We start from the raw sequence: 17639 nt of genomic DNA, 5'->3' as shown, positions 1-17639 counted from the left end.
TATGGGAGCCGTTTACGACCAACTGAGTATCACAGAACGACGCAAGATAGAACGCTGGAGACACGCTAAGGTCCCAGTTGATGAGATGGCGCGCGTTCTGAAGCGCTGCAGATCAACGATATTTCGCGAGCTAAAGCGCAACCATTTTTCGGACGAAAGCATGCCGGGTTGCGATGGCTATTACGGTGCCGCTGCTCACCTGATGCAAGCGGAACGTCGTGCTCGAGAGCGCAAACTGATCAAACATCCTGAGCTTCGCAAGTGCGTGATCGAGCGTATCAAGAACGGCTGGACACCAGAGCAGATCAGTAACCGTATGATTCACGAACGCGCTCCTCTCAGGGTCTGTCAGGAAACCATCTATCGTTACATCTACTCCAAGGAAGGTCAGCGCGAAGACCTGTGGTGGTATCTACCGACCCACCGTGTCGCCCGCAGACCACGTCGCACCAGAAGGCGCAGAGAACCCAAATTCCACCGCGATGTCAGCATTCTGTTCCGACCCGATGATGTCGCTCATCGCCGTCAGTTCGGTCATTGGGAAGCTGATTTGATGCTGTTTAAACAAAAGCTTGGCCAGTCCAACGTTACCTCACTGGTTGAGCGCGTCAGCCGCTTCACTGTGATCCTGAAAAACCCGAACAAGCGCACCAAGCCGGTCATGGCCAAGATCATGAGCGCCATCAAAGACCTCCCCTCGTCGCCCGTCGGTCCAACACTTTTGACCGCGGAACCGAGTTTGTCAGTTGGCCCCACCTGCAAGCCGAGATCGGAACCCAGACGTGGTTCTGCGACCCCTCCAGCCCCTGGCAGAAAGGCACAGTCGAGAACACTAACCGACGCCTTCGAAGGTGGTTGCCCCGCAAACGCGATATCCGGCAATGCACAGATCACGATATGAAGGTGATCTGTGATCGCCTCAACAATACGCCGCGCAAGTGCCTTGGATGGAAAACGCCAGCTGAGGTCTTCCGCGAAAAGATGTTGGAGGAAATGCGATGACGCCCCTACCCTGATCCCAACATGAGTCGCAGTTCAGGTATCGCTCACATTGCGATAGTATATTATCGTATATATGCTGGACTCCTCTCACGGAGGTTCCGCAGCATGCACTATCTGATCAAGAAGCTCCTCCCCTCGGTTGCAGTCGCTTTCACCGTGACTGGTCTTTCGCTACCAATGTCCGCCCGAGCGCAGACATACCCGATCGACTGCGCGATCCTCTTGTGTCTGTCTGGCGGCTGGCCCGCTTCCGTCCCTTGCGCCCGAGCTCGCGCCGAATTCATCAGGCGTATCACGCCTTGGCCAGTGGAACCGCCGCTGCAAATCTGGCGCTGTCCCATGGGCGCCTCCTATGAGGGCGATCGGCCACCAAACAACGCTGGCCGTATCTTTGAAGCCTTGTACCGGCCCGACAGCCATCGACCGCTCCAATCCTTGCCAAGAGACAAATTCGTTCCCGCCGACCAGGCCCTCCGGCTCGTTCAAGATCGGGCGGACATCGATATCAGCGGACCTGAGTTCAATTTCGTACGATCCATCCGTGTCTTTGATGTTCGTTACGCGCGGCAATACGAAGCAGGAAGCGAAGGAGACTGCGAACGCTACGCCACTGTAGTCCTCGGCACTTATGGAACCCAAGGCGATTTCTCATGGCAGCGATCTTCTATAACTGCCCTGCCTGAGGCCCATGTGGGACTTGAACGTTGGGGCCAGAATTGCCCGGGTATCTATCACCGATCTGTCTTCGTCGATTGGCGTGACTATGATGGCAACTACGACTTCGAACAGGTGAACTACTAGCGCTGGCAAAGACAGCTTTGCCATCATGCTGCGAGAATTTGAGCGTGCTGAGTTGCTCAAATACCGGCTTTTCGCTGCTTTCGGTGCGCATGTCCGGAGAGCGGACGAAGGGGCCGTTCAGAGGTCTGAATTCAACGGCCTCTTCAGATACCGACCTTTCACTGATTTCTTACGAATCTAAACAGTAAGTATGGCTCGGGTCTGCGAAGCCGCGGCCAAGCCTCCCCCATCGTTCGGCATTGTGATCGGCGACGGTTTGCTTCATATCAGCGGTTGCTGATACCTTATTCCTTCCAAGCATTGATGGCAGGCTATGAGTTCGAAGGATAACCAAGAAAAGCGGCGCCGGAGCGGACGGCCGCTCATGATTTTGCCTATTCTTCTGTTTGGGTTGCTGGGCGTAGTCTTCTACTGGGGCCTCTGGAACAACGACGACCGGTTGCCCTCGACGCTGATCGGAAGACCAATCCCGGAATTCGCGCTCCCGCCCATCGAAGGGCGGCAGGACGGCCTAGGCTCGGCGAACCTGCAAGACCAGGTTTCTCTCGTCAACGTCTGGGCGTCGTGGTGCGTCCCCTGCCGCACGGAGAACCCGCTTCTCGTCGATCTTGCCGAAGCGGGCACCGTTCCGATCTACGGTATCAACTACAAGGACGATGCCGAGGAGACGCTGGGTTTCCTCGAAGAGCTCGGCGATCCCTTCACCCGCATCGGCGCGGACCGATCAGGCCGCGTTGCGATAGACTGGGGCGTCTATGGAGTGCCGGAAACATACATAATCGACGCCGAGGGGCGCATTGCATACAAGCATGTCGGCCCCTTTGATCAGGCCTCGCTTGAGGAGGACATTCTGCCGGTCGTGCGCCGGTTGCAGGCTGAGAGCGACCCGTGAGGCGACGTGACGTCCTTGCCGGAGTCTTGGCGCTTGCGGCAAGCCCTGCCTCCGCCCGACCACCGATCCCTAATCACGGGACTCCGCGTGATCTCCTGTCGCCGCCTTTCGTGGATGGAGATGGACGGGATCTGACGCTGGCGGACTTCGAGGGACGTGTCGTGCTTCTGAACATTTGGGCGACTTGGTGCCCGCCTTGTCGCGAGGAGATGCCGACGCTCGACGCGCTGCAAGCGCGCCTCGGCGGATCGGATTTTCATGTTCTGCCGCTGTCGATCGATCGGGCCGGTCTCGAACCTGTGCGCCGCTTCTACCGAGAGACCGGCATTCGCAACCTCGATCTCTATATCGCGGAGGATACGCGCGCGATGCTGGCCTTGGCCGTGGTGGGTCTGCCGACAACGATTCTGATCGACCGCATTGGGCGCGAGCGGGGGCGCCTCGCAGGCCCGGCCGAATGGAACAGCCCCGAAGCCGTTGCGCAGATAAGCGCTCTTATTGACGAACGTAAGCAATAGGACATGGAAAAGCACGACGACCGCGCCAGCCGTTCCGCTCCGTGCGCACACGTGGTGGCGGTCTACCGATCAGTTTGGAGATGTGGATTTGATTGAACTTTCCGTTCTTGGACTAATGGCGGCATTGCTGGCCGGTGCCGTTTCCTTTCTGTCGCCCTGCGTGCTGCCGCTCGTGCCCGGCTACGTATCCTACGTTGCCGGACGTACGGTCACCGGCAGTGCAGCGCCTTCGAAGGGGCGGGCCGTCTGGCTCAGCTTCTGTTTCGTCCTTGGCTTCTCCACGATATTCATCGCGCTTGGGGCCTCTGCCACCGCGCTCGGTCAGACGCTGCTGCAGTGGCGCTACGAACTCAACCTCGTCGGCGGCGCGATCGTGATCCTGTTCGGTCTGTTCATGATCGGGGCAGCGCGCCTGTCGGCCATGGAGCGCGACCTGCGTTTCCATCTCGACCTGCCGGGCGGGCAACCGGTCGCCTCCTACGTGCTCGGACTCGCCTTCGGTTTCGGCTGGACACCGTGCATCGGGCCGATCCTCGGTGCCATCCTAACCGCCAGCGCGACAAGCGCGACGATTGGCGAGGGCGTCGCATTGCTTGCCGTCTACTCGGCCGGCCTTGGGATCCCGTTTCTGGTCGTCGCGGGGTTCACCGACAGTATTGCCGGCAGGCTGCGCGGCATCGGTCGTTGGGGTCGCCGCCTGCATCAGGCTGCGGGCGGCGTCATGATCCTGATGGGCCTGGCGATGATGACCGGGCGGTTGAGCGCACTGGCCTACTGGCTGCTGGACACCTTCCCTGTCCTTGCGCGGATCGGGTGAACAGATGCGACTGTACGAGAAACATATCCTCCCTCGGCTGACGCATCTGGCGATGGGCCAGGATCAACTTCTTCCCTACCGGCGCCGCGCCATCTCCGGCCTGCATGGGCGTGTGCTGGAGATCGGAATCGGCTCGGGCCTGAACATTGCGCTCTACCCCGAGGCCGTGCGCCAGATCATCGGTATTGATCCGTCGCCCGAACTCCTCTCTCGGGCCGCGCAAACCTCCCATGGACTGATGCCCGCGGCCGAGATGATCGAGGGCGTGGCCGAAGCATTGCCGCTCGAAGATCGCAGCGTCGATTGCGTCGTCGCCACCTGGACACTCTGCAGCGTTTCGGAACCGGAGAAGGCTCTCGCCGAGATCCGGCGCGTTCTCAAGCCGGATGGCGTCTTCCGCTTCGTCGAGCATGGCCTGGCGCCCGGACCCCGTATCCGGCGCTGGCAACGCTGGCTGACGCCTGTCTGGAAACACTGCGCCGGGAACTGCCATCTTGACCGCCCGACGGCCGACTTGATCGAGACAAGCGGCTTCCGCATGGAGCGGCTCAACACCGGTTACGCGACAGGTCCGAAGCCCTTGGTTTTCATGTATGAGGGACAAGCTCGCCTCTACTGAGGAAGCTTGGAAACAGGACAATCTCGGCTTTCGATCCGTGGCGCAACTGATGGCAAGGTAGCCAATTCTCGCCTCGAACTTTCGCCGAAAATTTTGCGGTGATGAGATGTTATGAGCAGTCATCAAGATAACCGGCAGGCCAATCTGACGCGCGGCATCCGGGTCGAGATCGCCAGCCTCGTCTACAACATCATCGAGGTCGTCGTATCCGTCACCGTGGGACTTCTGACCGGCAGCGCAGCGCTGGTGAGTTGGGGCCTCGACAGTACGGTCGAGGCCACCTCGGCTGCGACTCTGATCTGGCGCTTGAAGAGTGAGGTGGACGGTGCCGACAAGCGCACGGTCCTGCACCGCAAGAAGGTCGCGCTCTACGTGGTTGCCTGTGCCTTCTGGATCGTCGTCGCGGCGATCCTCTACGAGGCGGTCTCCGCCTTCATTTCGCAGAAGGCGCCGGGCTTCAACTGGTGGGGTATCGCGATTCTGGGTGCTTCGCTCGTGGCCAACCCGTTCCTCGCCTGGGGCAAGTATCGCTACGGCAAGCGGCTCGATGCGCCCGCCCTGAAGTACAATGCCAAGGACACCATGATCTGCCAGTATCAGACGATCGTGGTGTTGGCCGGGATCGGTCTGACGCAATGGATGGGCTGGTGGTGGGCCGACCCGGTGGCGGCGCTTCTGATCGTGCCCTACGTTGCATGGGAGGCGTTCGAGGCCACGAAGGATGCGCGGTCGGTCGATCCGGACGAGGGCGAAGCTACTGCCGAGGCCTGACGTTACGCATGATGAACCGAGATTTGGGCATGGGCGGCAGTTCTCCGGTTTCCAGATCCAGATCCTGATCCGGCACTTCGTAGTCGATGGCGTTCACGAAGAAACTGCAAAACGCCTTCATCTGGCTGATCGCGATCCACTCGCCCGGACAACGGTGGTTCCTGTGGTGATCGCCACCGCCCTGCGGAATGAACTCGTAGGGAGTGACCTCCCGATCGTGAAACCGCTCGGGCCGGAACTCTTGCGGCGCGTCCCACGAACGAGCGTCGGTATTCGTGCCGTAGAGGTCGAGCAGAACCCTGTACCCTTTGGGAAAGCGATGTCCGCGCCACTCGAAATCGCTCTTCACCCGTGCCGCAACCGCGGGAAAGAACGGATACAGACGGCGGACCTCTTGCACGAAAGGTTCGAGCTGTCCCTCGTCGTCCTTCAGCTTTTGCCGCCACTCGGGATGCCGATGTAAAGCATGCGCCGCCTGAACTATGAACACGGATACCGCGACGGTCGGGCGCAGGACATTCAACAGCTCTACGGCGGCCACCCTGGGGGTCAACAACTCCCCATCGAGATCGCGCCATGTCGCGATGAAATGAAGGGCGCTTTCCTGCGTCGGCTGAAGCTCGCCATCGCGGACCTGTTGGATCATCCGTGCTGCCCATTTTTCCAGGCGGTGGCGCGCCAGTCGCGCGGCCCAATGTTTCGGGCCAATGGCACCGGCGTCCTGAAAAAGCGCTGTAAGCTGCGCCGTTCGGGTCGCCACCTCAGCTTCATCAAGCGGCACCCTGGCCCAGGCGCAAACAGCTCTTGTGAGCATTTCGCGCACTTCGTCATAGAGGACGACCTCGTTCCTCGCCTCCCAGTCCGGCGCATATTTGTCCAACATGTGAAGCGACGTGCCCTGAAGCGCGGCGATCCGCTCGGTCCCCATGAGTGACATGAACATCTTCTTGCGGTGCTGGTGGGCAGCGCCGTCCAATCCCTGAACGCCGCCTTCGCCCAGCAGGGTCTTCTGTATGCGGCCCGGCATCGAGCCCGCGCGGATCAGTTTATCCTCGGAATAGAAAACTTTCGCTGCCGCCGCGCCGGTCATGCAGATCGTCTCTTGAAGGAGGATGCGGGTTTCGAACAGGTCTGTGTCGAGTGCGCGGCAGGTCTCCGAGATGAACCCATATGGGTTGCGCAGCAGGGCCAGTGTGCTGTCAAAGCCTTTCGCAGATGGTATGCCGAACATGGGTTACACCCCCGTTGTGTTTTCCTTGCGTTCACTCTGACCAGGCTTGTCCTTCGCAGAGCGGAAGCTGTCCCAGAACAGCAGGGCCGCACCGCAGAAAATCGTTACGTCCGCGAGATTGAAGGACGGCCAGTGGTATGATCCGTAATGGAAGTCGAGAAAGTCAGGAACGGCCTGATAGCGTACGCGGTCAAGAATATTGCCGAGTGCGCCGCCGATGATCAGACCGAGAGCGGCAGCTGTCAGCCTGTCCGGCGCGCGCCATAACCAGATCAATAGCCATGCCACGATCACGCCAGCAAGCGCGATGAGACCCCACCACGGTACGAACCCGCCGAGCATACCGAAGCTGACCCCATCGTTCAGAACCCGCACGAGGTTAAGAAAGGGTAAAACCTCGACCCCGCTCTCGAGCGCCGGTGTGGTCAGGGCGAGCGCCTTGGTGCCCTGATCGAGACCGAGCGCTGCGATTGCGCAGAGCCCACCGAGAACGCGACCGTTCATGCCGTCGCCTTCAGATCGCCCCGCGCGTCGCGGATGATGGCCCAAGCGGAGTGCAGGAACAGTCCGGCGATACCGAAGGCGACGATAAGGTCGGGCCACGCGCTGCCCAGCCACGCCACGAGACCGGCGGCGATGACGACCGCCGCATTGCCGATAGCGTCGTTGCGCGAGAACAGCCAGACAGCCCGCATGTTCGCGTCGCCCTTGCGGAATCGCAGCAGCGGCAGAACGGAGACGACGTTCACGACAAGGGCGATCATACCGAGCAGGCCCATGAGACCTGCATCCGGCGTCGTCTGTTCGAAGACCCGAACGATGGTTGTGCCGAGGACGCCAAGACCGAGGAGCCCGAGGAAGATGCCTTGGATCAGAGCCGACCGTGCCCGCCAAGCGAGGCTCCAGCCGATGGCCAGCAGGCCGAGGAAGGTGATCGCGCCATCGCCGATGAAATCGAGCGCATCGGCCTTCACGGCCTGCGATCCGGAAATGAAACCGCCGATCATTTCGAGGACCCCGTATCCCACGTTCAGGATCACGACGATCCAGAGGGCACGGCGGTAGGCCGGGTCCTGATGGGCCGGATTTGGCGGAATGTCTGCATTGTCCTCGATCCGGTCGAAGCTGTAACCAGTCACCGCAACGGCCTTTTCGATGTCCGGCAGGCGCCCTTCGGGTGCAGCCAGTGTCATGATGTGGGTTGCGGCCGACACTTTCACATCGCCGGGCGCTACCCCGGCCGACTGTGCCGCCCGCTCGATCTGTGCAGCATCCTTCGCGCAATCCATGCCGGAAACCCGGTATCGAAACAATGGCGCATCTGCTATCTCGTTGTCTGTGTTGGCCATGATCGCGGCTTTCCTGCTAAAGTGGATAGAAGATTCCATATATCAGCGAGAAATGATATGGCGCAAATCGTTATGGACAACAAGACCACCACTATTGAACAGCGCGCGAAATTGCTTCGCGGCTTCGCAGATACCAGTCGTTTGACGATTTTGGACGCCTTGGCAAAAAGTCCGTTCGTCGTTCAGGAGCTCGTCGCGCACACGGGACTAACTCAGCCCAATATCTCCAATCATTTGCGATGCCTGCTGGAGTGCGGGCTTGTCGCCAGCGATCGAGATGGACGGTTTGTTCGCTACCGTATCAGCAATTCACGTATCATAACGCTATTGAGCGATGTAGATGCTCTTCTTGATGTCGTCGCAGAAGGGGTTGAGGCTTGTGACAACTATCGCGAGACGTGATTCAAGATGTCGCGGCCTTCGGCCAGGTCGTTACATCGCTCCGGTTTGGTCGTTCTTTAGATGTAGTTCTTTCGACGTGAGACACAGTCGAGATGTTACCGCGAAGGTTTTTTCAACCAATGGCGAACATCGGCCCCGCACCCAGAATATCGGATAGTCCTGCGGTGACGGGCCACGACCGAATTGCTGGCGGACTGGTCTGTTCTTGTCTAAGTAAGAACACGAAAGCCCCGGTTCGACCTCAATATTTTTCTTGAACCTATAGTAGCTTTAGGAGTTAGGACCGCAGGCGAAGAACGGCATTCGATTCAAACAGGCCATACTGCTTCAGGCTTTCCTTAATGAACGGCAGAGCGGTTTTGTTTGAGCTTAGTTTGCCTACCTAACGTTGAAGGAATAAGAATGATGCTGACAAGACGACATTTTCTCCAAACCAGCGGTGCGCTGTTTTCTACTCCAATCGCTGGCCCGCTACTGGCAGCCACCCGGCCCACCAAGGAGGAGAAGGCCGCCTGGGACGCGCAGGTCACACCTCCCGCTTTTGATCCAACTACGTCAAACCCGTGGGGCCTGCACCCGCGCTTTTTGCCCCAGCGGGTGGACGCTAAGGACGGGCTTGTTCCGGGAGACGTCCACGTTGATGCCGTAGCGCGCTACATCTATCACATCGAAGAAGGGGGAACTGCGATGCGTTACGGTGTGGCGATCGCCCGTGGTAACCTGTACGAGCCCGGCACGTATACGATCCAGCGAAAAGTGGAATGGCCAAACTGGACGCCGACCCAAAACATGATCGCACGCGATCCCGAGCTCTATGGCCCGGTTGCCGACGGTGTTGACCCTGGCCCAGAAAACCCTCTTGGCTCGCGGGCGCTTTACCTTTTTGAAGGCAACCGAGACACCTATCTTCGCATTCACGGGACGCCCGAACCAAGAAGCATCGGCGGGCGCGCGAGTTCGGGGTGTGTCCGCATGGTCATGGCACATATCAACCATCTATACCCGAACGTCAAAACTGGTTCGACGGCGTTCCTGTATTCGGCAGAAGAAAGCGTGACCCGCGAACGTGATCTACGCCCAACCCGTCTGCACTGGTCAATTAGTCACGCCGAGCGCGTGGTGCAGATCGGGTTGCCACCTATTGAGCGGAGCGGCACCAGTGTCGTTTCTACTGGACCGCTGTGCTCATACCAGTAGCACCCATCCTCGGAACGAAGCCGAGCTGTTGTGAGGTCCTGACCAGGTGCAGCTAGGTTAACGATTTGTTCGGGAAGGTTTCCAACCGCGTCTACCGGCGCGCGGGAGTTAGCCATTGGTGCGGCACATCCGCTTGCGAGCAGCAGGGCCGCTCCAATCATCATATGTCGTGTTTGCATTCAGTCCTCTGACCTGTCCTACTTTGGTTTTCACCAACAATCTTGCATACCGGGCACAGGTCCACAAGAACCACCCTGGGGCGGTCGGAGCGCGGCATCTTCAAAAGAGTTCATAAAAAGAAACGCAATTTTTCTATTGAACCTCTAGTAACTGTAGGGGCTATGTCAGAGTTGAATCAATCTAATCCTAGGGTCAATCTATGTCTATCCATGACCACCGCCGCGACCACAAACACAAATCTGACCGCGATCGCGAGCACAGTGATTATCAAGAGCATCCGAAAGGAGTTTCCCACTCTCATGGAGAAGGTGGTACGTGCTGCGGTGCTGGAGCCGACACGGAACCAGCACAACCCATCCCCGCGACCGGACGAAGTTTCCAGGTCTCTGGTCTGGATTGTGCCGAAGAGGTGGCGATCCTGAATAGGGCTGTCGGTCCAACAGTTGGCGGGACAGAGCATCTGGCGTTTGATGTCATTAATGGACGAATGACGATTCTGGATACTGCGGATAAGATTTCAGATGATGAGGTCGCTGAGTTGGTCGCGAGCACGGGGATGAGCGCGAAACCGTGGGATGCCGACAACGCGGCCGAAAATCAGGCAGCGCATTTGGCACGTCAAAAGCGTTTTACCACGCTGAGCGGCGGGTTTTGGGCGGCAGGATTTCTCTACCATATCGTCGAAACGGGCATGGGTGGTGCGCTTGGTCTGTTTGCAGGGCATGGCACGGCGCCGATGCCCATCGCGGAAGCCGGGCTGTTTGCCGTCGCAATCCTTTTTGGCGTCTGGCTCGTTGCACCAAAGGCCTGGTCTTCAGCACGCAGAATTAGCCCTGACATGAATCTATTGATGGTGGTGGCCGTGGCGGGTGCTATCGGGCTGGGCGAATTCTTCGAGGCAGCGACAGTTGCGTTTTTCTTTTCACTGTCGCTCTACCTTGAGAGCTGGAGTGTGGGGCGGGCGCGCAATGCGGTGTCGGCCCTTCTGGATTTAGCACCGCCGACAGCCAGGATCATTCGGCCGGATGGTAGCGAGGCGAATGTTCCAGCGGCAGAAGTTGCCGTGGATGATCGTTTCATCGTGCGCGGCGGCGATCGCATCCCACTTGATGGCGAGGTCGTAGAGGGGGCCGGGGCTGTTGACCAGGCCCCGATCACTGGCGAAAGCGCACTGGTTCCGAAGGAACTCGGCGACGAGGTTTATGCCGGCACAATCAATGGTGAGGGCACACTGACGGTGCGCGCTACGAAGGCCGCCTCGGACACGGTGCTCGCGAAAATCATTCGCATGGTCGGCGATGCCCATGCCCGTCGCGCCCCGGTCGAGCAATGGGTCGCGAAGTTTGCACGCATCTACACCCCCATAGTGATGGCGCTGGCGGTCGCCCTTGCGCTGGTGCCGCCGCTCCTCCTGGGCGGTGCCTGGGACTATTGGTTCTACAATGCGTTGGTGCTGCTGGTAATCGCCTGCCCCTGTGCCCTTGTCATCTCAACACCAGTTTCGATCGTGGCAGCGCTGACCGCGTCGGCGCGAGCAGGGGTGCTTATCAAGGGGGCGCTTATGTTGAGGCGCCAGGTCGCACCACTGCGCTGGCGATGGATAAGACGGGAACGATCACTATGGGCGAACCCGAGGTTGCAGCAGTTCACGCATTGGGCGAAGCCTCCGCGGGCGATCTCATAACGCTGGCAGCGAGTTTGGAGGCACGGTCTTCGCACCCGCTGGCACGGGCCATTCTCGCGCGCGCGCAAACTGATGGTGTTTCCATAACTGCTGCAGAGGATACACGCACCGTGCCTGGACGCGGGCTGGAAGGGCGCGCCGACGGGCGTGTAATCTGGCTCGGCTCGGATCGGTTCGCTGAGGAGAAGGGGTTTGGCAATCACATTCCGACAGATTTGAGAGATCGAATAGAAGGAGCAGGGAGCACCTTAGTTGTAGTGGGTGACGAGACTGCCGTGGTCGGCATACTAGAGCTGCGCGACCGCATCCGCCCTGATGCTAAGGGGGTCGTTGAAAAGTTGTATGCGCAGGGTGTGGAGACGATCGTGATGTTGACGGGCGACAACGAACGCACCGCGCGTGCCGTCGCGGCCGAAGTTGGGATCGACGAAGTGCGCGCCGAACTTTTGCCAGAAGATAAGGTGACGGCAATCGAAGAACTGGTGGAAATCCACGACATGGTGGCGATGATTGGTGACGGCGTGAACGACGCACCGGCCATGGCGCGGGCGCATTATGCCATTGCCATGGGGCTGTCGGATCTGATGCGGCCATCGAGACGGCCGACATTGCGCTGATGACTGACGATATCGGCAAGGTGCCCTGGCTTATTGGTCATTCACGCCGGACCATGTCGATCATCCACCAGAATATTGGTATATCGTTGGCGACCAAAGCGCTGTTCGTCGGGCTGACCGCGTTCGGCATGGCCTCTATGTGGGGCGCCATCGCTGCGGATGTGGGCGTATCCCTGTTGGTGGTCGCCAATGCACTGCGGCTTTTGAACGGCTATCAGATCAAGGGCGGGCCTTCGGGCGGTGAACCGGTGGGCGAGAATATGGCAAAGGGAGCACTGGCGCACGGTCATTGATCCGGCATTTGCGGTTAAGTAACGCCTAAAACACATCAGACCTCACGAAAGGGGCATCAAGCAGTAATGACTACCAATTTTCCACGACGGGTCTTTATTCTAAGTGGGTTGGCTGCCTTCCTGTCAGGCTGTGCAGATAAGTTCCGGACCTACAACGGACCCAAAGTAACCCGTCTTCGCATGTACAAGGCACAGCGGTTGCTCGTCCTTGACGGGAAGGCTGGCGTTTTGCGTACATTTCCCATCGGATTGGGCTTCGCGCCCCAGGGTCACAAACAGTTCGAGGGAGACGGCCGTACGCCAGAAGGCACCTACGTGATTGACCGACGCAACCCGGACAGCCTCTTCCACCTCTCCATCGGCATCTCATATCCCAACGCGGCGGATATTGCCTTTGCTGAGTCCCAAGGAAAGTCGCCGGGTGGCGATATTTTTATTCACGGTGGGCCACGCAAGGGGATCGACCCGATGAACAAGCGTGACTGGACCGCAGGATGCATCGCCGTAACGGACCGTCAGATCGAGGAAATCTACGCAATGGTGAAAAATGGAACACCGATCGACATTTATGCTTGATGGTTAGGTAAATCGACGACGCAGCGTGATGTTGATCGCCTCGATGACGATGACTAGGCCGACGACGGCAATCGTGACGCTGGCCGCCTTGTCATACTGAAAAGAGCGGATGTAGGTCTGGATGTAAAAGCCGATCCCGCCCGCGCCGACGATGCCGAGGACCAACGACTCACGCAGGTTCAGTTCGAACCGGAAAATCGTGTCGCGGGCGATGACTGGGGCCATCTGTGGCCAAATCGCATGTCTGAGCCGCACGAGCGGTCCAGCCCCTGCACTTTCAAGTGCTGCGATGGGGCGCGAGATACGCCGTCGATCGCCTCGGCATAGAATTTAGCGAGCATCCCAGTGGCATGAAAGGCAACTGCGATGATGCCGGGCAGCGGCCCGAGCCCGACCGCGCCCACCATGAGCATGGCCACGAGGATCAGCGGTACCGCCCGGATAAAGGCCAGCAGCGCGCGGACCGGCCCGAACACCGCACGCGAAACCATGGTTTCGGACGCGAGAATAGCCAGAGGGGTCGACAGCAGCACTGCGCCGAGGGAGCCGAGGATTGCTATTCTTAGTGTCTCTGCGCTGCCTTTTTTGATCTCGGTCATCACTGTCGGATCGGGCGGGAACATCCGGCCGATAAAGTCGGTAATCCGTGGACCGGCCGAAGCAAGACGCGACAACTCGACATCGGTTGTGACGAGGGACCATAGGATGGCAATAGCGATCAGCGAACTGGTGACGAAGCCGCCGAAGTCGCGGGGGGCCATCATAACACCGCCCGGGGACCGAGTTCCGGCGTCGGTCCTGACCCCCGATAGAGTTCGGCAGTCGCATCGTCTTTCAACTCGGACGTTGGCACGTTAAACGCGATCCGCCCCTCTCGTATGCCGATGATGCGCCCTGCAAAACGCCGCGCCAGATCGGGTTGGTGCGAGGAGAATAGCGCTGTTGCATCACGCGCTCGCGCCGCCTTGGTCATCAACCCCAGAACCTCTCCAGCGCGGGCGGGGTCGAGGTTGCTCACTGGCTCGTCGGCGAGGATCAGCCGTGGTTCCTGCGCCAGACATCGCGCAATAGCCACGCGCTGTCGCTGTCCTCCGCTGAGACTGTCGACACGGCGTTCCGCGAGTTCTGCGATGCCGCAATCGGCGAGTGCTGTGCGGGCAATATCGAGATCGTGAGCCATTGGCGATCCCAGTACTGCTTGGAAAGGTGACATCCGCCCCAGGCGGCCGTTGAGCACGTTGCGTAGTGCCGTGGAGCGTTCTACGAGGGCGAATTCCTGAAACACGAAACCGGTATCAGGACGGCGAGCTCGGGGTGGTGGGCGGTCGGGATTGAGCGGCGCACCCAAGACAGAAACGCGCCCGCGCCATCCCTGAATCCTACCGTCGAGCAGCGCCAGCAACGTCGTTTTGCCCGCCCCGGATGGGCCCAGTAAAGCGACACACTCGCCCGCCGGGAGCCGAAATGAGACTCGTTCCAACGCTGGTAGCTGTGCGCCCTTATGGACATAACTCAGATCGTCTATTTCGATAGCCATGCTCATCGTAACAGCCCGTATTTCTTTGCCATATCGCGTACGCCTTCATACGCGGTGCCGTCTGCCCTGACGTAGCCATCTGGTCCGTAAAGATAGCTCAATTTGTCGCGGTGCTTCGGTTCGTTGAGCTTCAGCATGACGTCAACAAAACGGGCTTGCAGGGCGGCATCGAGTTCTGGGCGTGCGATCACAAGGTGACTTGGAATCGGCGCGCTTTCTACGAGCCAAGTCACCTCGGCCTGCTGTTGTGGGGTCAACAACAAATCCGCATACTGACTGGCACCGGCGGCATCGACCAGACCTTCGGCCATAGCCTGCATGGCTTGCTGGTAGCCTCCCGCAAAGAACACGCGGCCGAAGAATTTCTCCGCTGCGCCAGGACCCTCAATTAGCCCGGCCTTAACGAATTCGGAAAGAGGATAAAGATAACCTGATTCAGAGATCGGGTCGGCAAAGGCGATATCGCGCCCGCGCAGGTCTGCCAGCGTATCGATACCGCTGTTGCGGCGGACAAAAATGCGTCCTGTGTAACTTGACGCGCCCCGGTAGACCTCAGACAAGAGAGGTACCGCGCCAATTTCCGCCTCCGCCAGAACGAAAGGCAACGCGCCCATGAAGGAGACGTCTGCATCTCCGTTGCGAAGTGCCTCGACAGCCGCAGCATGGTCGATGGTGACGAAGCCTTCCACGGGAACGCCAATCTGTTCGGATAGCCATCTTGTGATGGCCTCAATGTCGCCTAAGAGCTTGTCGGGATTCTCCTGCGGAATGAAAGCAAGCCGCAAGGGAGTGTCTTGTGCGATCAGCGGGGAGGCCAGCGAGATCGCGCCTGCACTGGCCAAGGCCAGCATATTTCTGCGGGTTAGGTAGAATTCCATCAGAATGCCCTCTCTTCGATCGCGTCGGCTTCGGTCTTGAACGCGGTCCAACTTGCTTCGGCGGCCTCCCAGTCGTCGTCACGGGCTGCATCGCCGACTGCGGCAAGACGCTCGGCCAAGGCATAGACTTCGGGCCGTGCGGTCAGGTTCGACATGGTGCTCGCGTCTGCGGCGAGGTCCGCAGCGACAGTATCGGTCAGCAGCAGGATGTGCTCTGCGTCACGTCGGGGCAGAAGCGTGTCGAGCGTCGATGCAAATGTCGCCAATTCGGCAAATGTCAGGCGAAAGGCGGTGTTCTCTGCGTCGAACTTCTCGTAAGGCTCGTCTGCCGACCCTACAGTCTCCAGATACGCGGTCAGTTCAGTCCGTTCCGTCTCTGATAGCCCGAGCGATTTCGTCTCATCGAACCACTCAACAACGGCGGCCAACGTCGACAGCGAACCGTCGTGAAAATAGGGGGCGGTATATGCGGTTCCCAGCAAGGACGGCGTATCCAGCGCGCCTGCGCGCGCGCCACTATATGCCGGCGAGACCGATCCAATGTCATGGGCTTGCCGATCGAGGAAATTTGCGTCAGGCACGTGGCAACTAGCGCAGGAGCGATCGCCTAGCCCAGCGAAAGGCCGATTAAAAATAGCCTCGCCTCGGTGCGCCGCGTCCGGGTTTGCCTCGGACAGCGTACCATCCGCATTCAGCTTAGAGTTTGGTAGGAAGTCGAACTCGAGCATGTATCCTACCAGCGCGTCGAGCATCAAGGGCGTCGGCTCCGCGCCGCCAAATTCATTGACGATCACGTTCCGGCTGAAGTCGCGCAGAGAGGCAAAGCGCCCATCGCGACCATAAGGCCCGGTGAAGCGCAGCCCGCGCAGGCTCGGAATGTCGATCGGGTCGTCGCGCCGGTCGTTGAAGATAGGATTAAAGAACGCGCCATCGACGTCGATGGCACCGGGTTGGTGGCTGGCGCCCGGGATGAAGAGGCGCTGGTTCACATCCGAGCGATTGTGACAGGTCGAACAGGCGATCCCGAGGTTTCGCGCAGGATTTCCGAATATCTGCGGGCTGTCGAAAAGCATGTCGCCATAAGCCACCAAGGGCAGATCGGTCTCGTCGATACCTTGTTCCTCGAAGTTGAGGACAAGCAATGGCAGCGGGTCCTGATCGAAGATGTCGGAGCCAGGCGGCAAGCTTGGCGGCACCTCGATAGTGCGTCGGCTGAACACAGCGGTTTCGGGCAGGGCACTCAGTGTCTGACGTGGAGCATAGTTGGCTAAGAGGTAATTTTCCGCGAGATAGCTGGAAATGACTGCGCGCGCGGCCCCCAGCGTGTCGCGATCCGCGGAAAAGGCGCCAGCGCCGAGAAGACCAGCGGACCCCGTGCTGCTGTTAAGTTCCAGCCAAGCGAGGCCGATACGTCTTGCTGCTTCGGGGTCGGCTGCCGCGATACCATCCTCAAACGCACGGTAGAGCTCGCCTGCCGTTCGCAGAGCCTGGCGCGCCTTTGCAGGTTCTTCGGCTGCGAGAGCCCGGTCCAATTCCTCTTCGATCCTAAGCGCTACAAGACGAGTGGCCTCTGTGAAAACTGCTTGCCGGTCTTCACGTGCCACGGCGTCAAGGATACCATCCGGCTTGATACCGCTTTTGCGGTCCACCCACTCCAACGCGCCGGTCGAGAATTCCGAACCCCGGTGAGGTTCTGTCCAAGCGGTCTCGATGTCGTCCCAAGGCACTGGCGCGAGATTCCCAAGAAAAAGTGTCAGCCGATAGGCTGCCGCCTCAGGAAGCCACGGAGCCTCTTTGACAGGCGTCGCCCCCCGGGTCCGGACAGCAGGACCGCGCTTGCAGCGGTTAGCAGCAGCCTCGAAAGATTTTTTATCACCATAGCCTCCAGCGCTAAAACTTAGACTCGTCTAACTTAGATATTCTAGGCTAATTAGATTGTCAATTTTAGTTATTCGTTGCAATGTCCGGACATGTCGAAGCTACAATCATACGAACGCGAGGCGTTCGAGACTGTCGAGAGAGCTCCCGAAGCGCAGGCTAAGGGTTTCGCGACTGTGCGCCGAGCACATGAAAGCGAAATGGCGGAGGATTATGTGGAACTGATCGCAGAGCTGATCGAGTTGCGGGGGGCTAGGCCGGTCGAAATCGCCGAGCGGCTTGGCGTGAAATCTCCAACAGTGACCAAGAACATCTCCCGACTCAAGGCTGCTGGTTTGGTGCGGCGGGAGCGTTACCGCGCAATATTTCTAACCGATGCGGCCGAGAATTGGCCGAG

17 protein-coding genes and 4 pseudogenes are annotated in these 17639 nt (G+C 59.3%); 14 read left to right on the top strand and 7 right to left on the bottom strand.

What is annotated here, in order from left to right:
- The first annotated feature begins 1 nt into the window (after position 1).
- The 7 genes and pseudogenes from CUR85_RS18785 (at position 2) to CUR85_RS18755 (ending at position 5420) form a co-directional block, all read left to right on the top strand.
- Positions 2-1002 (top strand): annotated as a pseudogene (locus CUR85_RS18785) (IS30 family transposase).
- Between the two features lie 105 nt (positions 1003-1107).
- The gene (locus CUR85_RS18780) at positions 1108-1803 is read left to right on the top strand and encodes a hypothetical protein (protein WP_276155423.1); all 696 of its coding nucleotides are present in this window, start codon (positions 1108-1110) and stop codon (positions 1801-1803) included.
- Positions 1804-2167: 364 nt separating this feature from the next.
- Complete coding sequence (locus CUR85_RS18775; RefSeq protein WP_067631000.1) at positions 2168-2695, top strand: DsbE family thiol:disulfide interchange protein; 528 nt, start codon at positions 2168-2170, stop codon at positions 2693-2695.
- Complete coding sequence (locus CUR85_RS18770) at positions 2692-3213, top strand: TlpA family protein disulfide reductase (RefSeq protein WP_067631003.1); 522 nt, start codon at positions 2692-2694, stop codon at positions 3211-3213. Before CUR85_RS18775 ends, CUR85_RS18770 begins: the two co-directional genes overlap by 4 nt.
- 115 nt (positions 3214-3328) lie before the next feature.
- On the top strand, positions 3329-4030 hold the full coding sequence (locus tag CUR85_RS18765) for a cytochrome c biogenesis CcdA family protein (RefSeq protein WP_348348220.1): 702 nt from the start codon (positions 3329-3331) through the stop codon (positions 4028-4030).
- 4 nt (positions 4031-4034) lie between these two features.
- Complete coding sequence (locus CUR85_RS18760; protein ID WP_067631010.1) at positions 4035-4649, top strand: class I SAM-dependent methyltransferase; 615 nt, start codon at positions 4035-4037, stop codon at positions 4647-4649.
- A gap of 111 nt (positions 4650-4760) precedes the next feature.
- Positions 4761-5420, top strand: coding sequence for a cation diffusion facilitator family transporter (locus CUR85_RS18755; RefSeq protein ID WP_280323138.1), 660 nt, complete (start codon positions 4761-4763; stop codon positions 5418-5420).
- Here the strand turns inward: CUR85_RS18755 and CUR85_RS18750 are convergent.
- The 3 genes from CUR85_RS18750 to CUR85_RS18740 all read right to left on the bottom strand — a co-directional run bounded on the left by CUR85_RS18750 (position 5404) and on the right by CUR85_RS18740 (position 8000).
- Positions 5404-6510 carry a cytochrome P450 gene (locus CUR85_RS18750; RefSeq protein WP_280323137.1) on the bottom strand — a complete coding sequence of 369 codons (1107 nt, stop codon included), beginning with the start codon at positions 6508-6510 and terminating at the stop codon, positions 5404-5406. The genes CUR85_RS18755 and CUR85_RS18750 overlap by 17 nt on opposite strands.
- Positions 6511-6654: 144 nt before the next feature.
- A complete protein-coding gene (gene lspA / locus CUR85_RS18745; RefSeq protein WP_035714444.1) occupies positions 6655-7155 on the bottom strand; it encodes a signal peptidase II in 501 nt (166 codons plus the stop codon).
- The gene (locus CUR85_RS18740; protein ID WP_067264414.1) at positions 7152-8000 is read right to left on the bottom strand and encodes a cation efflux transmembrane domain-containing protein; all 849 of its coding nucleotides are present in this window, start codon (positions 7998-8000) and stop codon (positions 7152-7154) included. Before CUR85_RS18740 ends, lspA begins: the two co-directional genes overlap by 4 nt.
- Positions 8001-8072: 72 nt before the next feature.
- Between CUR85_RS18740 and CUR85_RS18735 the strand changes: the two genes are divergently transcribed.
- The 6 genes and pseudogenes from CUR85_RS18735 to CUR85_RS18705 all read left to right on the top strand — a co-directional run bounded on the left by CUR85_RS18735 (position 8073) and on the right by CUR85_RS18705 (position 12949).
- Positions 8073-8402 carry an ArsR/SmtB family transcription factor gene (locus CUR85_RS18735; protein ID WP_231886347.1) on the top strand — a complete coding sequence of 110 codons (330 nt, stop codon included), beginning with the start codon at positions 8073-8075 and terminating at the stop codon, positions 8400-8402.
- Between the two features lie 405 nt (positions 8403-8807).
- A pseudogene (locus CUR85_RS18730) lies at positions 8808-9461 on the top strand (L,D-transpeptidase); the annotation flags it as partial.
- A gap of 517 nt (positions 9462-9978) precedes the next feature.
- Positions 9979-11235 (top strand): annotated as a pseudogene (locus CUR85_RS20685) (heavy metal translocating P-type ATPase); the annotation flags it as partial.
- Positions 11211-12080, top strand: coding sequence for a heavy metal translocating P-type ATPase (locus CUR85_RS20680; RefSeq protein ID WP_280323136.1), 870 nt, complete (start codon positions 11211-11213; stop codon positions 12078-12080). The pseudogene CUR85_RS20685 and the gene CUR85_RS20680, both read left to right, overlap by 25 nt.
- Positions 12080-12373: a hypothetical protein gene (locus CUR85_RS20675; protein WP_280323134.1), complete on the top strand. Its 294-nt coding sequence runs from the start codon at positions 12080-12082 to the stop codon at positions 12371-12373. Before CUR85_RS20680 ends, CUR85_RS20675 begins: the two co-directional genes overlap by 1 nt.
- A gap of 66 nt (positions 12374-12439) precedes the next feature.
- Positions 12440-12949 (top strand): L,D-transpeptidase family protein, encoded by a 510-nt coding sequence (locus CUR85_RS18705; RefSeq protein ID WP_067264398.1) that lies wholly within the window; start codon positions 12440-12442, stop codon positions 12947-12949.
- Between the two features lie 3 nt (positions 12950-12952).
- Here CUR85_RS18705 and CUR85_RS18700 read toward each other — a convergent pair.
- The 4 genes and pseudogenes from CUR85_RS18700 to CUR85_RS20460 all read right to left on the bottom strand — a co-directional run bounded on the left by CUR85_RS18700 (position 12953) and on the right by CUR85_RS20460 (position 17091).
- A pseudogene (locus tag CUR85_RS18700) lies at positions 12953-13440 on the bottom strand (PhnE/PtxC family ABC transporter permease).
- Positions 13441-13709: 269 nt separating this feature from the next.
- Positions 13710-14486 carry a phosphonate ABC transporter ATP-binding protein gene (locus CUR85_RS18695; protein WP_280323207.1) on the bottom strand — a complete coding sequence of 259 codons (777 nt, stop codon included), beginning with the start codon at positions 14484-14486 and terminating at the stop codon, positions 13710-13712.
- A gap of 2 nt (positions 14487-14488) precedes the next feature.
- Entirely contained in the window at positions 14489-15364 is an 876-nt protein-coding gene (locus CUR85_RS18690; RefSeq protein WP_067264393.1) for a phosphate/phosphite/phosphonate ABC transporter substrate-binding protein, read from the bottom strand.
- Positions 15364-17091: a cytochrome c peroxidase gene (locus CUR85_RS20460; protein WP_280323133.1), complete on the bottom strand. Its 1728-nt coding sequence runs from the start codon at positions 17089-17091 to the stop codon at positions 15364-15366. Before CUR85_RS20460 ends, CUR85_RS18690 begins: the two co-directional genes overlap by 1 nt.
- 243 nt (positions 17092-17334) lie before the next feature.
- Between CUR85_RS20460 and CUR85_RS18680 the strand changes: the two genes are divergently transcribed.
- On the top strand, positions 17335-17639 hold a 305-nt coding region (locus tag CUR85_RS18680), incomplete at its 3' end, for a MarR family transcriptional regulator (protein WP_280323132.1).

Source organism: Sulfitobacter faviae, from assembly GCF_029870955.1.
Taxonomy (GTDB): domain Bacteria; phylum Pseudomonadota; class Alphaproteobacteria; order Rhodobacterales; family Rhodobacteraceae; genus Sulfitobacter; species Sulfitobacter faviae.
The sequence above is the reverse complement of the archived record's forward strand: the minus strand, read 5'-3'. Positions and strand labels throughout refer to the sequence as shown.

What these genes read in the sequence shown, in the direction of transcription:
- CUR85_RS18780 (WP_276155423.1), top strand. Translation starts at nt 1,108, where the DNA reads ATGCACTATCTGATCAAGAAGCTCCTCCCCTCGGTTGCAGTCGCTTTC.
- CUR85_RS18775 (WP_067631000.1), top strand. Translation starts at nt 2,168, where the DNA reads ATGATTTTGCCTATTCTTCTGTTTGGGTTGCTGGGCGTAGTCTTCTAC.
- CUR85_RS18765 (WP_348348220.1), top strand. Translation starts at nt 3,329, where the DNA reads ATGGCGGCATTGCTGGCCGGTGCCGTTTCCTTTCTGTCGCCCTGCGTG.
- CUR85_RS18760 (WP_067631010.1), top strand. Translation starts at nt 4,035, where the DNA reads ATGCGACTGTACGAGAAACATATCCTCCCTCGGCTGACGCATCTGGCG.
- CUR85_RS18755 (WP_280323138.1), top strand. Translation starts at nt 4,761, where the DNA reads ATGAGCAGTCATCAAGATAACCGGCAGGCCAATCTGACGCGCGGCATC.
- CUR85_RS18750 (WP_280323137.1), bottom strand. Translation starts at nt 6,510, where the DNA reads ATGACCGGCGCGGCGGCAGCGAAAGTTTTCTATTCCGAGGATAAACTG.
- lspA (WP_035714444.1), bottom strand. Translation starts at nt 7,155, where the DNA reads ATGAACGGTCGCGTTCTCGGTGGGCTCTGCGCAATCGCAGCGCTCGGT.
- CUR85_RS18740 (WP_067264414.1), bottom strand. Translation starts at nt 8,000, where the DNA reads ATGGCCAACACAGACAACGAGATAGCAGATGCGCCATTGTTTCGATAC.
- CUR85_RS18735 (WP_231886347.1), top strand. Translation starts at nt 8,073, where the DNA reads ATGGACAACAAGACCACCACTATTGAACAGCGCGCGAAATTGCTTCGC.
- CUR85_RS20675 (WP_280323134.1), top strand. Translation starts at nt 12,080, where the DNA reads ATGACTGACGATATCGGCAAGGTGCCCTGGCTTATTGGTCATTCACGC.
- CUR85_RS18705 (WP_067264398.1), top strand. Translation starts at nt 12,440, where the DNA reads ATGACTACCAATTTTCCACGACGGGTCTTTATTCTAAGTGGGTTGGCT.
- CUR85_RS18695 (WP_280323207.1), bottom strand. Translation starts at nt 14,486, where the DNA reads ATGGCTATCGAAATAGACGATCTGAGTTATGTCCATAAGGGCGCACAG.
- CUR85_RS18690 (WP_067264393.1), bottom strand. Translation starts at nt 15,364, where the DNA reads ATGGAATTCTACCTAACCCGCAGAAATATGCTGGCCTTGGCCAGTGCA.